Origin of the sequence: Streptomyces sp. NBC_00080 (assembly GCF_045041255.1) — a bacterium.
In the GTDB taxonomy this organism is placed as follows: domain Bacteria; phylum Actinomycetota; class Actinomycetes; order Streptomycetales; family Streptomycetaceae; genus Streptomyces; species Streptomyces coriariae.
In genome coordinates, this window is sequence record NZ_CP108235.1 from 3,059,813 (window position 1) to 3,075,157 (window position 15,345).

General features: G+C 71.8%; 9 protein-coding genes. 4 read left to right on the forward strand and 5 right to left on the reverse strand.

All coding sequences use genetic code 11. The features are described 5' to 3' along the window. Positions 1-104 precede the first annotated feature (104 nt). The 3 genes from OHU34_RS13325 (at position 105) to OHU34_RS13335 (ending at position 4,731) form a co-directional block, all read left to right on the forward strand. Positions 105-2,156 (forward strand): M4 family metallopeptidase, encoded by a 2,052-nt coding sequence (locus tag OHU34_RS13325; protein WP_372481699.1) that lies wholly within the window; start codon positions 105-107, stop codon positions 2,154-2,156. A 319-nt stretch (positions 2,157-2,475) separates the two neighbouring features. Continuing rightward, positions 2,476-4,140 (forward strand): M4 family metallopeptidase, encoded by a 1,665-nt coding sequence (locus OHU34_RS13330; protein ID WP_142266236.1) that lies wholly within the window; start codon positions 2,476-2,478, stop codon positions 4,138-4,140. Positions 4,141-4,212: 72 nt separating this feature from the next. Then, a complete protein-coding gene (locus OHU34_RS13335; RefSeq protein WP_054239850.1) occupies positions 4,213-4,731 on the forward strand; it encodes a DUF1990 domain-containing protein in 519 nt (172 codons plus the stop codon). A gap of 105 nt (positions 4,732-4,836) precedes the next feature. On the opposite strand, the gene OHU34_RS13340 is transcribed toward OHU34_RS13335, so the two are convergent. The 5 genes from OHU34_RS13340 to OHU34_RS13360 all read right to left on the reverse strand — a co-directional run bounded on the left by OHU34_RS13340 (position 4,837) and on the right by OHU34_RS13360 (position 13,718). Then, positions 4,837-6,006, reverse strand: a complete 1,170-nt coding sequence (locus OHU34_RS13340) for a hypothetical protein (RefSeq protein ID WP_405766437.1) — start codon at positions 6,004-6,006, stop codon at positions 4,837-4,839. Positions 6,007-6,754: 748 nt separating this feature from the next. Then, positions 6,755-8,047 (reverse strand): DUF2201 family putative metallopeptidase, encoded by a 1,293-nt coding sequence (locus OHU34_RS13345; RefSeq protein WP_230194595.1) that lies wholly within the window; start codon positions 8,045-8,047, stop codon positions 6,755-6,757. After that, positions 8,044-9,330, reverse strand: a complete 1,287-nt coding sequence (locus tag OHU34_RS13350) for a MoxR family ATPase (protein ID WP_142268069.1) — start codon at positions 9,328-9,330, stop codon at positions 8,044-8,046. Before OHU34_RS13350 ends, OHU34_RS13345 begins: the two co-directional genes overlap by 4 nt. A 111-nt stretch (positions 9,331-9,441) precedes the next feature. After that, positions 9,442-10,893 (reverse strand): hypothetical protein, encoded by a 1,452-nt coding sequence (locus OHU34_RS13355; protein WP_142266234.1) that lies wholly within the window; start codon positions 10,891-10,893, stop codon positions 9,442-9,444. A 200-nt stretch (positions 10,894-11,093) separates the two neighbouring features. Continuing rightward, on the reverse strand, positions 11,094-13,718 hold the full coding sequence (locus OHU34_RS13360; protein ID WP_142266233.1) for a glycosyltransferase family 1 protein: 2,625 nt from the start codon (positions 13,716-13,718) through the stop codon (positions 11,094-11,096). 279 nt (positions 13,719-13,997) lie between these two features. Here OHU34_RS13360 and OHU34_RS13365 point away from each other — a divergent pair, with 279 nt between their 5' ends. Beyond that, positions 13,998-15,209, forward strand: coding sequence for a S8 family peptidase (locus OHU34_RS13365; RefSeq protein WP_142266232.1), 1,212 nt, complete (start codon positions 13,998-14,000; stop codon positions 15,207-15,209). The last annotated feature ends 136 nt before the right edge of the window (positions 15,210-15,345 follow it).

Genomic DNA, 15,345 nt, shown 5'->3' on the forward strand with positions numbered 1-15,345 from the left:
ACGTTCCGCCTTTGTTCTGCGTACCGCCTTTGTCGTGCCCGCACGGCTCACCCGCCGTCGGGTCTCCCCTGGCCGCGTGACCCGTGGCCGCGCAGAAGGAGTCAGTGTTGAGCAGCAGTCCCTCTCGCAGACGCACCCCCCACAGCACCTCCCGTCGTGCCGCGGCCGTCGCCCTCGTCGGCGTCTCCGCGCTCATCGCCGCCGCCGTGCAGTCCGGCGCCGCGACCGCCGCCCCGGTGAAGGCACCGCAGGCGGCGAGTCAGGCCGACCCGGGCGCCGAGTCGGTACGCCTCACCCCCGCCCAGCGTGCCGCGCTGATACGCGACGCGGACGCCGGCAAGGCGGCCACCGCCAAGGAGTTGGGCCTCGGCGCCAAGGAGGCGCTCGTCGTCCGTGACGTCGTCAAGGACGCCGACGGCACCCTGCACACCCGCTACGAGCGCACCTACGGCGGTCTGCCGGTCCTCGGCGGCGACCTGGTCGTCGAGACCGCGAAGTCCGGTGCCACCGAGGGTGTCACCAAGGCCACCCGGACGGCCATCAAGGTCGCCTCGCTCTCGCCCGCCGTCAGCGCGGCCAAGGCCCAGAAGCAGGCGCTGAGCCTGGCCGAGGCCGCCGGCGCCGAGCAGGCGGACACCGACCGCGCCCCGCGCAAGGTGATCTGGGCGGCCAACGGCACCCCGGTCCTGGCGTACGAGACGGTCGTCGGCGGCCTCCAGGAGGACGGCACCCCGAACGAGCTGCACGTCATCACCGACGCCACCACCGGCGCGAAGCTCTACGAGTACCAGGGCATCGAGACCGGCACCGGCAACACGATGTACAGCGGCCAGGTGACCCTGGGCACCACGCAGTCGGGGTCGACGTACAACCTGACCGACGGCGCGCGCGGCGGCCACAAGACGTACAACCTCAACCGGGGCACCTCCGGCACCGGCACGCTCTTCTCGGGCTCCGACGACGTCTGGGGCACCGGCGCCGCGTCCAACCTGGAGACCGCGGGCGCCGACGCGCACTACGGGGCGGCCCTGACCTGGGACTACTACAAGAACGTGCACGGCCGCAGCGGCATCAGGGGCGACGGGGTCGGCGCGTACTCGCGCGTGCACTACGGCAACGCGTACGTGAACGCGTTCTGGTCCGACAGCTGCTTCTGCATGACGTACGGCGACGGCTCCGGCAACACCCACCCGCTGACGTCCATCGACGTGGCCGGGCACGAGATGACGCACGGCGTCACCTCCAACACCGCGGGCCTCAACTACAGCGGCGAGTCCGGCGGCCTCAACGAGGCGACCTCGGACATCTTCGGCACCTCGGTGGAGTTCTACGCGCAGAACGCCTCCGACGTCGGTGACTACCTCATCGGCGAGGAGATCGACATCAACGGCGACGGCTCGCCGCTGCGGTACATGGACAAGCCGAGCAAGGACGGCGCGTCGAAGGACAGTTGGTACTCGGGGATCGGATCGGTCGACGTCCACTACTCGTCCGGCCCGGCGAACCACTTCTTCTACCTCCTGTCGGAGGGCAGTGGCACCAAGACCATCAACGGTGTCACCTACAACTCGGCCACCGCGGACGGCCTGCCGGTCACCGGCATCGGTCGCGACAAGGCGGAGAAGATCTGGTTCCGCGCGCTGACCACGAAGTTCACCACGACCACCAACTACGCGGCGGCCCGCACCGGCACGCTGGCGGCGACCGGTGAGCTGTACGGCACGACCTCCACCGAGTACAAGGCCGTACAGGACGCGTGGGCCGGTGTCGCGGTCGGCGCCCGTTCCGACGGCGGGGGCGGCGGCGGCACCTCCTTCGAGAACACCGCCGACGTATCGATTCCGGACAACGGGGCGGCGGTCACCTCCTCGGTCACCGTCTCCGGCCGGACCGGCAACGCGCCCTCGAACCTGGCGGTGGCGGTCAACATCGTCCACACCTACATCGGTGACCTCCAGGTGCAGTTGCTCGCCCCCGACGGCACGGCCTACACGCTGAAGGCCTACGGCACCGGCGGCAGCACGGACAACATCAACACCACGTACACCGTGAACGCGTCCTCCGAGGTCGCCAACGGGGTCTGGAAGTTGCGGGTCCAGGACAACGCGGCCCAGGACACCGGCTACATCAACAGCTGGAAAGTGACCTTCCCGTAGGTCACAGGCCCCACAGGGTTCGCGCACAGCCGACCGACGGGCCTCGCACAGGACGCCGTCCCGGAGTCTCGACTCCTCCGGGGCGGCGTCCCCTTTTTGCCAGCGCCTTACCTACGCCCTGTTGGCCTTTGACCCAGGTCAAGTCCGTTTACATTCCGGCAACGTTCATCCGGCCGTTGATTTTCAGCCAACATCACTTCGGGGTCCTGACATGTACGCGCCTTGATGCCAGTCTTCCTGTCACCCGCCGCACAACTTCACAGCAGTCACGGACAGCCACCCCACGCTGCCCGGGCACCCCCATATCCAAGGAGCTTGTGTGACCTCCCTCTACGCGCGTCACAAGCGCACCACTCTGGCCATCGCCACCGCCGTCGCGGCCGGAGCCCTGGTCACCACCGGCCTGACCGCCGGTACCGCCGCCGCCCAGGCCCCGGCGGACGCCACCGGTGCGACGCCCCTCGCCGTGCCCACCGCGCTGGCCCCGGCCGCCCGCACCGCCCTGATCCAGGACAAGCAGGCCGACGCGCCCGAGACGGCGCAGGAGATAGGCCTCGGCGCCCAGGAGAAGCTGGTCGTGCGCGACGTCGTGAAGGACGCGGACGGCACGGTCCACACACGCTACGAGCGGACCTACGCGGGTCTGCCGGTCCTCGGCGGCGACCTGGTCGTCCACGAGTCGGCCGCGGGCGCGAGCAAGGGCGTCACCAAGGCGACCGGAGCCACCATCAAGGTCGCCTCGCTCACCCCCGTCGTCACCGCCGCGAAGGCCGAGAAGCAGGCCCTGACCCTCGCCAAGGACGCCGGCTCCGCCAGCACCGAGGCCAGCGACGCGCCCCGCAAGGTGATCTGGGCGGGCAACGGCAGCAAGCCGGTCCTCGCCTACGAGACGGTCGTCGGCGGGCTCCAGGACGACGGCACCCCGAACGAGCTGCACGTCATCACCGACGCCGCCACCGGCAAGAAGCTGTACGAGTACCAGGGCATCGAGACCGGCACCGGCAAGAGCCTCTACTCGGGCACGGTGACCCTCGGCACGACCCTGTCGGGCTCGACGTACCAGCTGACCGACGGCACGCGCGGCGGCCACAAGACGTACAACAAGGCGCACGGCACCAGCTCCTCGGCGGGCACCCTGTTCACCGACGCGGACGACACGTGGGGCACCGGCGCCGCCTCCAGCTCGACCACGGACCAGACGGCCGCGGTCGACGCCGCGTACGGCGCGCAGGCGACGTGGGACTTCTACAAGTCGACGTTCGGCCGCAGCGGTATCAAGAACAACGGCGTCGCCGCGTACTCCCGCGTCCACTACGGCAACGCCTACGTGAACGCCTTCTGGGACGACAGCTGCTTCTGCATGACGTACGGCGACGGGTCGAGCAACACCCACCCGCTGACCTCGCTGGACGTGGCCGGCCACGAGATGACGCACGGCGTCACCTCCAACACGGCGGGCCTGAACTACTCGGGCGAGTCCGGCGGCCTCAACGAGGCGACCTCCGACATCTTCGGCACCGCCGTCGAGTTCTACGCGGCGAACACCTCCGACGTCGGCGACTACCTCATCGGCGAGAAGATCAACATCAACGGCGACGGCACCCCGCTGCGCTACATGGACCAGCCCAGCAAGGACGGCGGCTCGGCCAACTACTGGTCTTCCTCGCTGAAGAACCTGGACGTGCACTACTCGTCCGGCCCGGCGAACCACTTCTTCTTCCTGCTCAGCGAGGGCAGCGGCAGCCGGACCATCAACGGGGTCAGCTACAACTCCCCGACGTACAACAGCTCGACCCTCACCGGCATCGGACGCGCCAAGGCCGTCCAGATCTGGTACAAGGCGCTGACGACCTACATGACCTCGACGACCACCTACTCGGGCGCCCGCACGGCGACCCTGAGCGCGGCATCGGCGCTGTACGGCTCGACCAGCACCGAGTACAAGGCGGTGGCGGCGGCCTGGACGGCCGTCAACGTCGCCTGACGACCACGTAGTCGGGACAGGGCGGTACCCGGGACGAAGGCATCCCCGGGTACCGCCCTACTCTTGGCTCCCATGTCTTCGAAGGACTTCACGTACGACGATGTCGGCGCGACCCGCGACCGCCCCGGCCACTGCCCTGCGGGCTTCCACTCCCTCCACGTCCGCACCCGCCTCGGCGAGGGCCACGAGGTCTTCCGCCGAGCCGCCGAAGCGGTCCTGACCTGGGAGATGCACCGCGCCCTGGGCGTGGGCATGGACACCACCGCGGACCGGGCGGCCCCCGACGTCGATGTCACGGTCACCCTGGCCGGCCTCATAAAAGCCCCCTGCCGCGTGGTCTGGACGGTGGACGAACACCGGCGGGCCGGCTGGGCGTACGGCACCCTCCCCGGCCACCCCGAATGCGGCGAGGAGTCCTTCGTCGTCGACCGCACGGGAGACGGCACGGTCTGGCTGACGGTCTCCGCCTTCAGCCGCGGCGCGAAGTGGTACGCGAGGGCCGGCGGCCCGGCGACCCGCGGCCTGCAGCAGGCGTACGCACGGCGGTGCGGGGTGGTGCTGCGGGGGTTGTGCGGGGGCGACGAGTCGTAGCCGAGGACGAGTCACAACCGAGGCCGAGTCACAACCGAGGACCGGTCATGGCGGGGGCGGGCCGCCCCCCGCCCCCGCGCACCGTGCGCCGATGGGTCGGGGAGGTCAGGTACGGGACACCACACCGCAGCCCTCGGAGTGCCCGGCGAGGTCCTGGCTGCGGTCGTACGGGTCCGTCGTCGGGCCGGTCGCAGGCGCGCCCGTGGGCTGGTCCGTGGCGAACTGGGGATGCAGATAACCGTCGTAGACGTCGCAGGCGGAGTTGCCGATCTCCTGGTCGTACCGCGTGACGGTGATCTTCCCCGGCGTGACGACCCACTTGGCGGGATCGAAGAGCTCGATGTCGAGGACCCGGCGCACGATGGTGCGCTCCACCTCGGTCGGGGCGTCCTTGTCGACGCGCACCAGCGGATACACGAAGGTGTAGTCGGCGTGCACGACGACGGAGGAACTCTCGCCCGCCTTGAACGTCATCCGTCCCCGCGTCTTGACCACGTCACCGGCCAGGCGCAGTTCGGCGGGGTCGAAGCGGCTGAACATCAGCACCGGGTCGTGCTCCTCGTCCGGCTTGCTCAGCGAGGTGTCCAGCAGGTCCAGCAATTCCTTCTGCCGTGGCTCGATCACGGAGAGCGCCGTCTCGGGACGTCCGCCGCGCAAGGTGGCCGGATCGAGGTTCGCGTCGATCAGCAGCTTCCTGGTCTGCTGAAGCGCCTGCTCCACCTGGGCCTTGGACAGCGATCCGACGCGGGTCGCCTTCGGCGGGACGATGCCGGCCGCGCCGTCGGCCCACTGCGACGCCGGGGAGCCCGCGAACGGCCGCTCGATCGTGGGAATCGCGACGCCGGCCGAGCCGGGCGCGCCGGTCGGGGCGGCGGTCTCCATGGGCAACGGCGAGGCTGAGACGGCGGATTCGGGCTCGCCGACACCGAAGGGGTTACCCGGCAACAACGACGGTCGCATCGCCACGACGACCAGAGTGATCACGACAGGCACCCCGAGGAAGGCCCACCGCCGCCGCCTTCTGCGAGACGCCCGCTCCTGTGTCTCCTGCAGATCCGCAACGGTGCGCCACCCCTTGGGCGTCACCCCGCGCGCCTCCTGCCGCCGCAGCCGCTCCGTGACCTCGCGGGCCCGCGCGGACGGTTCCTTCGGCGCGGAGTCGGGTATCCCGCGTTCGCTGTCCCGGACGAACTTCGTCCATTCCTCGTCGGAGATGGAGCTGTCGTCCCCCTTCTCCGAACCGGATCTGTGCTCTTCGGACGGTCTGTCAGACACGCGCCGTCGGCCTCTCTCTGCGTCGAACAACGGGCGGCACAGCCTATGTCAGCCCTGCTCAGGCGTGGCGAGAGGCCTGGTCTCGACCGGATCCCCGGGCTGCCACTCCTCGGAGCTCCACTCCGGCGTGGGCGACGGACGGGCCGGCGCGGGCGGGGGATTGGACCCCCGGTTGGGATTCTGCGCGACAGAACCCGATCCGCCCGAGCCACCCCCGGTCGTACCGGAACCACTCGACCCGCCGGAACCACTCGACCCGCCGGAACCGCTGCCCACCTTCGCCGACGAGTCCTTCGTCGCCCGCGGAGCCGAGGTCTTCGACGGCGACGGCGAGGCCGCCGCGGTCGCCGAACGACTCGGAGCAGGGCTCGGTGAAGCGGCACCGCTCGACGAACTCACCGACGCGGACACCGAGCCCGAGGGTGAACTCTCCCTGTCCGCCGACCCGTCGGCACCCCCGGCAGCCGAACACCCCGCCAGGCACAGACCGGCCACCACCACGACAGCCCCGAGGACACCCGCCCCACGACGACGGACTCCGGACCTCTCGGGTCTCACTTCGCTCACTTGCTTCATTCCGCTCATCCGCTGCTCCGACGTGCCGAACGCGCGGAATCCCCCCGCCCAAACGATCACGAATGGGCAAGTTCTAAAGGATCTCCCAGCGGGAGCACAAGATATTCACACAGTTCCCTCGGTCGAAGTGAACGTGATCACACGACAATCCCCACAGAACGCCCTCACCCGGTCACCCGATCTCCACCACCCGGGCCCAGGCAGGCGGCTCGTCCGGTACGTAGTCGGGGTCGTCCTCGTCGTACGACGCCGAGCCGCGGGGGAACAGGCCCACCACCGTGCGGCAGGGCGGGCGGGTGCTCGGCCAGGGGGTCTGGCCGTCGGTCAGGGCGACGATGACGTCGGGGCGGGGCCGCGCGCGGAGGGCCTTGGTGAAGCCCGCGCGCAGATCCGTACCGCCTCCGCCCATCAGCGGGATGCCCTCGCCCCGGCACAGCGGGTGCACGATGCGGGCCGCCGCGTCGCACGGCACCACGGTGACCAGGTCGCGTCGGCCGCCCACGGCCCGGGAGATCGCGGCGACCTCCAGGATCGCGCTGCCCAGTTCGGCGTCGCTGACGGATCCCGAGGTGTCGATGACCACGCTCACCCGCGGCGGTCTGCGGCGCAGGCTCGGCAGGACCGTGCCCGGGACGCCCGCCGAGCGGCGGGACGGCCGGCCGTAGGAGTAGTCCTCCCCCGCGCCCGGGGCCGAGGCCGCCGAACGGACCGCCGCGCCCAGCAGATCCCGCCACGGCTGCGGCGGATGGAAGGCCTCCTCCGCCCACCGCCGCCACCCCGCCGGGGCGGTACCCCGGCGGCCGGCGATGCCCTGCGCCACCCGGAAGCGGACGGCGTCCCGTTCCTGTTCGCTCAGGCCGTGCGCGCCGTCCGGGCCGAGGTCCCACTCCCGTTCCCTTCCGTCGGCGCCGCTGCCGCAGTCCAGCCAGACCAGGTTCTGGGTGTGCGGCCCGAGCCGGAACTGGCGCAGGTAGTCCTCCATCAACTCGCCCGGCCGCAGTCCGAGGGAGTCCGGCGTGACGGCGCCCTCGGGCTCGACCAGTCCGTCCCCGAACGCGTCGTCGTTGATCTCGCAGTCGGCGGCGATGTTCATCCGCAACCGCTCCCCCGCACCGGTCAACCCCCGCTCCCGGGCCACCCGTTCACTGCGCCCGTGGTGGTCGCGCAGCAGGTGCGACACCTCGTGCACCCACACCCCGGCCAGCTCCTCCACCGGCATACGGTCCACGAACGCCGGTGAGACATAGCACCGCCAGTGCCGGTCCACGGCCATGGTCGGCACCCGGCGCGACTCCACCGGGTGCAGGGCGAACAGGGCCGTCGCCAGGTAGGGCCGGGCCCGGGCGGCCTGCAACCGGGCGGCGAAGAGCTTGTCGAGGTCCAGGGGCCTCGGCTCCACCGTGCCCCGGGGCCTGCCGGTGACGGCCCGCGCCTCGTCGGCGCCCAGCGGCTCGTCCGGGCTCATCGGCCCGCCTTCGCGGCGGCCGTGGTCCGCGCCGTCGCGCGATCCGCCGCCCGGTCCGCCCGCCGGGACAGGGTCACCACTCCGGCCAGCTTCTCGATCGACGCCGGTACGTCCCAGTCTTCCCGGCGCAGGGAGGCGAGCGTCGTCGCGGGGACGACCACCAGATCCGGGGCGCCGGTCTCCAACGCCCGTACGAGGAGCGCCCACGCCGCGTCCCAGCGGGACCTGTCGGGGCGAGTGCGGACCGCCGCCACGACACCGTCCAGCACGGCCTGGCGCAGATCGCCCCGCTCGGGCAGGTCGGCTCCCGCCGGGTCGGCGAGCAGTGTCTCGGGGTCCGGGAGGTCCATCCGGTCCAGGCTCGCCAGCAGTTCCAGTCCCGGACCGTCGCCGACCGTGCCCCTGACCAGCAGCGAGAGTACGTCGCGGGAGGAGCCGGCCGCTGTCGCGAAGGCGATCAGACTCAGGGTCATGTCCCAGCTGCGCGGCGACGGCCAGGCGCCGCCCCGGCGCGCTTCACTGCTGGGCAGCTGGTGCACGAGTTTGGGACGCGCGGCGAGCAGTCCGCACACCGCGCGCCGAGCGAAGTCCACGGCCTCCGGCAGCTTCGCCGGGTCGAGCCGGGGCAGGGTCGCCCGGGGCCAGGTCCCACCGAGTCCGCGGACGACGACCTCGTGGTCGTGGGTCCACTGGAGATGGACGAACCGGTTGGCGAGCGGCGGGCTCAGTTCCCAGCCGTCGGCGGCCGAGCCCCGCGGGTTGGCGGCGGCCACGATCCGCACCCCGGGCGGCAGGGTCAACGTGCCGATCCGGCGCTCCAGTACGAGCCGGAGCAGGGCGGCCTGCACGGCCGGCGGCGCCGTGGACAGCTCGTCGAGGAACAGCAGCCCCCGGCCCGCCCGCACCAGGCGCACCGCCCAGTCCGGCGGGGCCATCGGGACGCCCTGTTCCGCCGGATCGTCCCCGACGACGGGCAGCCCGGAGAAGTCGGACGGCTCGTGCACGCTGGCGATCACCGTGGTCAGCGGCAGGTCCAGCGCCTCCGCGAGCTGGGTCAGCGCGGCGGTCTTGCCGATCCCCGGCTCGCCCCACAGCAACACGGGGAGGTCGGCGGCCACGGCCAGGGTGAGGGCCTCCAGCTGGCTGTCGGGACGCGGTTCGGTGGTGGAGTCGCGCAACAGGGCCAACAGCTCGCTCGCCACGTCGAGTTGAGAGGCGGGAGCCGGGACGGAAGAAGTCGGGACGGAAGAGGGCGGGGTGGCGAAGGGGGTACGCGTGGGCATGGGTGTGGGCATGAGTGATCACCTTGGGGGTTCGTAGAAGTTCGCAGGAATCCGCGGGAGTTCGCAGGAATCCGCGGGAGTTCGCGGGAGTTCGTAGGACGAGAAGTGGGGTCAGCGAGGAACGCCGTGGCGTGGGTGCGCGCGCATATGGCCGGGACGGCGGCGGTCCTGGCCGGGCCCGGGACCGATCAGGCCGGCCCTGAACAGTCCGTAGGTGATCCGCCGTTGCGCGGCCGCCTCCAGTTCGTCCCTCAACGCGCCGTCGCGCAGGACCGCCTCGGGGCCCAGCAGCCCCTCGACAACGGCCAGCGCACCGGCGACATCACCGTGGACGAGGCGTTCACGCACGCCGACGAGACAGTCCGGACGCCGGTGCGCCCGGTCGATCGCCTGGAGACAGGGCAGCGGAGTGCCGGTCAACGAGGCCAGCAGCTCCTCGCGCCGGATCTCGGCCGGGTCGTGGTCCAGCGGAGCCAGTACCCCGTCGACCAGACCGATCCGGTGCGTCGCTCCCCTGCACTCCACGAGCCGGGCCCGTCCCGCCCGGTCGGGAACCCGGCCCGGTACGGGCGCCGCGCGCTCCGCTCCGAGGTGCTCCGGCACGACGTGCTCCGGTACGAGCGCCGAGGCGACCAGCGGATGCAGTCGCTCGGCCGCGATCGCTCCCGTACGGATCAACTCCAGGTCGGGCAGCACCCAGGTCGCCGCGTCGGGCAGTACCGGCAGCGCGGAGACACAGCCCGTCGCAGCGCGCAGGACAGGCCGCGCGTCGCGAGGTTCGCCCTGCTCGGCCCGGTCCAGGACCAGCCGCCGGCCGGCCCCGAGGCGCACCAGGACGGAACCGGTGGTCCGCCCCTCGGCCCGCAGCACGATCCCCGCCTCGGCCGCCCACCGGTCCACGGCACAGCCGGGCCCCGGCAGTTCCGGCTCCGACGCGGGCGGGTCCGGCACGGACGGGTGCAGGGTGGGCGGGTCGTCTCCGGGCGGTCGATCGGCGCCACACCTCACCCGCAGCTCACCCGCTCTGCGCGCGTCCCACAGATGGCGGTGCAGGTCGAGGCGGAACCGCCGGTCGGGACGCGGATGCGGATGACGGCGGTCACCCGCCACCGAGCCGGACGCGTCCCACAGCGCGAGACCGACCCGCTGCCCGGCATCCGCCCAAGCGGGCGGAGTCCGCACCACGAGGTGCACGGGCCACCGGGTGTCGTCCCGCCCGGCACCCCCGACGGCGCCCTCGACCTCGTACCGAGCGAGGGAGACCGTCACCCCCGGCCGCAGCAGTCCGTCGGGAGCGACCCTTGGCAGGTGCCATCGCAGCAGATCAGGCGCCAAGTGACGCAGATCGGACCGGAGCAGGGAAGCAAAGGCACGACCGTACGTCCGCGCCACGGTACGAAGGTCGAGATCGATGTCGACACCTGCGGCGGCACAAGCCCCGGCCCAGTCCCCTACGCGGCGGCGGGCGGTCGCGGTCTCGATCATGGAGGCCGGCACGGCGAACTCGCGCACGCGCAGCCAGAAGGAAAGTCGGGAGTCCTCGTTCGCGATCCGAGTGAGCATCAGCACTCACCTTGCGCGGACGGGGCCCCCGATCTGTCTACAGAAGAAGTAGTCATCGCCGGGGAGCATAACCCTCCGACGACGATCTGCCCACCGGATATCGCGGGACGAGCCCCTCCTCCGTGACGGGGGAGGACGCAGCCCGACCCGAGGCGCCGGCGTCCACTCTCCGGCGCCTCGGGTCAGTCAGCGGTGAGCGGTTATCGCAGCAGCACCCCCGCCCCCTCCACCGCCTCCTCCGACGGCACCTCCAGCAGGCCCAGCTCCGCGCCGGAGGCCAGGAGGCGGTGGGCCGGGAGGATGCGGACCGTGTAGCCGTAGGGTCCGGTGCGGTCCAGGGACAGGGGGCCCTCGTAGAGCCAGCGGCCGTCCAGGTCCGGGCCGCCGGACGGTTTCAGGGGGACCGTCGTCGCGTCCGTGATGCGGTCCTCCTCGTCGACCCGGCCCGAGACGGCCTGCACCTCGACGTCGTCGGGGGTGAGGTCGCCGAGGCCGACGCGGACCCGCAGAGCCAGGGTCGTGCCGAGTTCGGCGGTGGTGGTGGCCACCGACGTCTCGACATGGTCCACCTGCACCGCGTGCCAGGCCGAGCGCACCCGCTGTTTCCAGAGGGCGAGTTCGCGGGCGGTGTCGGGCGTCATCGTCCGGTGCGCGTGGGCGGCCGGCGTGTAGAGGCGTTCGACGTACTCGCGGACCATGCGTCCCGCCAGCACCTTCGGGCCGAGCAGGGTGAGGGTCTGGCGGACCATCTCGATCCAGCGGTCGGGCAGACCCGCCCGGCCGCGCTCGTAGAAGCGGGGGGTGATTCGCTGTTCGAGGAGGTCGTAGAGGGCCGCCGCCTCGATGTCGTCGCGGTGGTCGGGGTCGGTGCCGACGCCGTCGGCGGTGGGGATCGCCCAGCCGAAGTCGGGCTGGAACCACTCGTCCCACCAGCCGTCCAGGACGGAGAGGTTGAGACAGCCGTTGAGCGCCGCCTTCATGCCGGACGTGCCGCAGGCCTCCAGGGGCCGCAGCGGGTTGTTGAGCCAGATGTCGCATCCCGGGTACAGCTTCTGCGCCATCGCCATGCCGTAGTCGGGCAGGAAGACGAGGCGGTGCCGGACACGGGGGTCGTCGGCGAACCGGACCAGTTCCTGGACCAGCCGTTTGCCGCCGTCGTCCGCGGGGTGCGCCTTGCCCGCGACGACGATCTGGATCGGCCGCTCCGCGTGCAGCAGCAGGTCCATCAGCCGGTCGCGGTCCCTCAGCATCAGGGTCAGGCGCTTGTACGAGGGGACCCTGCGCGCGAAGCCGATGGTGAGGACATCCGGGTCCATCACGCCGTCGATCCAGCCCAACTCGGCCGTTCCGGCGCCGCGTTGGCGCCAGGAGGCGCGCAGCCGCTCCCGTACCTCCACCACCAGCTGCTCGCGCAGCTCACGGCGCAGCTCCCAGATGTCCTGGTCGGGGATGTCGGCGACGGCGTCCCAGCGGTCGGAGCCGCCGACGCTCAGGGCGTCCTCGGCCCGCCCGGAGCCGAACTGGCGGGCGCCGAGCCGCAGGACCTCCGGGGCCACCCAGGTCGGAGCGTGCACGCCGTTGGTGACGGAGGTGATCGGCACCTCCTCCGGGTCGAAGCCGGGCCACAGGCCGGAGAACATCTCCCTGCTCACCTGGCCGTGCAGCAGGGACACGCCGTTCGCGCGCTGCGCCAGCCGCAGGCCCATCACCGCCATGTTGAAGAGGTTCGGTTCGCCGCCCGGGTAGGTCTCCATGCCCAGCCGCAGGATGCGGTCGACGTCCATGCGCGGGAGCTCGGCCTGGGGGCCGAAGTGGCGGGCGACCAACTCACGGTCGAAGCGGTCGATGCCCGCCGGGACGGGGGTGTGGGTGGTGAAGACCGTGCCGGCCCGGACGGCCTCGAGGGCGGAGTCGAAGTCCGACCCGGTGTCGGCGAGTTCGGCGATCCGCTCCAGGCCGAGGAAGCCCGCGTGGCCCTCGTTGGTGTGGAAGACCTCGGGCGCGGCGTGACCGGTCAGCCGGCAGTACGTGCGTACCGCCCGGACACCTCCTATGCCCAGCAGCATCTCCTGGAGCAACCGGTGCTCGCTGCCACCGCCGTAGAGCCGGTCGGTCACCCCGCGTTCGCCGAGGTCGTTCTCCTCGACGTCCGAGTCGAGCATGAGCAGCGGGACCCGGCCGACCTGCGCCAGCCAGACCCGGGCGTGCAGCTGTTTGCCGGCGGGGAGGGCGAGCGAGATCTGCGCGGGGGTGCCGTCGTCCTCCTTCAGCAGGGTCACCGGGAGTTCGTTGGGGTCGAGGACCGGATAGTGCTCCTGCTGCCAGCCGTCCCGGGAGAGCGTCTGGCGGAAGTAGCCGTGCCGGTAGAGCAGCCCCACGCCGATCAGCGGGACGCCCAGGTCGCTGGCCGCCTTGAGGTGGTCGCCGGCCAGGATGCCGAGACCGCCGGAGTACTGGGGCAGCGCGGCCGTGACGCCGAACTCGGGTGAGAAGTAGGCGACGGCGGCGGGCAGCCCGGCGGTACGGGGCTGCGCCTGGTACCAGCGGTCGCCGGTCACGTAGTCGTGCAGGTCGTCGGCGGCGGCACTCAGCCTGCGCAGGAAACGGCGGTCCCCGGCGAGCTCGGTGAGGCGTCCCGGGCGGACGCCGCCCAGGAGCCGCACCGGATCGCCGTCCGAGACGGCCCAGCGCTCGGGGTCGACGGACTGGAAGAGGTCGCGGGTCTCCGCGTGCCAGGACCAGCGCAGGTTGCGGGCCAGATCGCTGAGTGGCCGGAGGGGGTCGGGGAGGAGGGGTCGGACGGTGAATCGACGGATCGCCTTCACATTCCACCTCGGCGTGCGTGAGGAAGAGACGCACGGCGGTGTGCGTCCACGTCGTCTACGAAGGTACCGGCGTCGACGCGGGCCTCGCTGAGGGCTGGCCGCCCGCGGGCCCTCGCTTTTCGGCCCGACCCGCGACAACGGGCCGAAACCCTGTTTCGTCCCGGTAGGCCACCTTGTGGCCTTTCGCCCCGCACGAGAGGCTGCCCGGTGGCGTACCCGGCGAAGTCGGATAGGTCGGCGGAGCCGTCGTGCGCCGAGTCGAGGAGGGGAACTCGAACCATGGCACGGACGCGAAAGCGGCGTCTGCGCCGGGTGGGGGGCCTGACCGCGGTCGTCACGAGCGTGGTCCTTTCGGCCGTCACCCTGCCCGCGCACGCCGCACCGGAGGGGAAGATACTCGGCGCCGGTCTGCCCGGTTCCGTCGGCGGAAGTTATCTGGTCACGCTGAAGGAGGACACCGCCGCGGCGTCGAAGGCCGGGCGCGGTCTCCTCGGTTCGTACGGGGCGACCGTCAACCGGACCTACGACACGGCCCTCAACGGGTTCGCCGTCGAGGCCGACGAGAGACAGGCCCGGCGCCTCGCGGCCGATCCGCGGGTGGCCTCGGTGGTCCAGGACACCCGGGTGACCCTGGATGCGGCCGGGGTCGCGAAGAATCCGCCGTCCTGGGGGCTGGACCGCGTCGACCAGCCGGGCCGGCCACTGGACAACAGCTACAACTGGCCGAAGTCGGCGGGCGCCGGGGTCACGGTGTACGTGATCGACACCGGCATCCGGATCACGCACACCGACTTCGGCGGCCGGGCGAGCCACGGCTGGGACTTCGTCGGAGGCGATCGTGTCGCCGCCGACGGCAACGGCCACGGCACGCATGTCGCCGGCACCGTCGCGGGCACGCGTCTCGGCGTCGCCAAGAAGGCCAGGGTGGTCGCGGTACGGGTGCTCGACAACGCCGGTGCGGGCACCACCGCGCAGGCCATCGCGGGCATCGACTGGGTCACCCGGCACGCGCGCCGGCCCGCGGTCGCCAATCTCAGCCTGGGTGGCGGCTACAACGCGGCGCTGGACGCGGCCGTCCGCGCCTCCATCCGGTCCGGTGTCACCTACACCGTCGCCGCGGGCAACGTGGGACAGCCGGCCGCCCTGTACTCCCCGGCCGACGTGCGGGAGGCCATCACGGTCGGCGCCACCGACCGGGGGGACGCCAGGGCGGGCTTCTCCAACTACGGTTCGGCTCTGGACCTGTTCGCGCCGGGAGTGTCGGTCACCTCCGCCTCGTCCGCGAACGACACCGGCCGGGTGACCCGCTCCGGTACCTCGATGGCGGCGCCGCACGCGGCGGGGGCGGCCGCGCTCCATCTCGCCGACCATCCGAAAGCCACGCCCGCGCAGGTGGCGCGGGCGCTGGTCGCGGGGTCGGCGAACGGCAAGGTTTCCGGCCGGGGGCCCGGTTCGCCGAACAAAATCCTCCAGGTTCCACCGTTCACCTGACGGGGCGCCGAGACCCGCTCCGTTCCCCTCGAACGGGGCCGGTCTTGTGCGTTGACAAACGCACGGGTAGTTAGCAACGTGCCGGATTGCTCACCCGCATAGGGTGGAAGGCTCCTCCGGTACTCCCCCGCAGGAC

Excerpts from the sequence above, each read along its gene's own strand:
- OHU34_RS13365 (WP_142266232.1), top strand. The coding sequence starts at position 13,998 with ATGGCACGGACGCGAAAGCGGCGTCTGCGCCGGGTGGGGGGCCTGACC.
- OHU34_RS13335 (WP_054239850.1), top strand. The coding sequence starts at position 4,213 with ATGTCTTCGAAGGACTTCACGTACGACGATGTCGGCGCGACCCGCGAC.
- OHU34_RS13345 (WP_230194595.1), bottom strand. The coding sequence starts at position 8,047 with ATGAGCCCGGACGAGCCGCTGGGCGCCGACGAGGCGCGGGCCGTCACC.
- OHU34_RS13355 (WP_142266234.1), bottom strand. The coding sequence starts at position 10,893 with ATGCTCACTCGGATCGCGAACGAGGACTCCCGACTTTCCTTCTGGCTG.
- OHU34_RS13350 (WP_142268069.1), bottom strand. The coding sequence starts at position 9,330 with ATGCCCACGCGTACCCCCTTCGCCACCCCGCCCTCTTCCGTCCCGACT.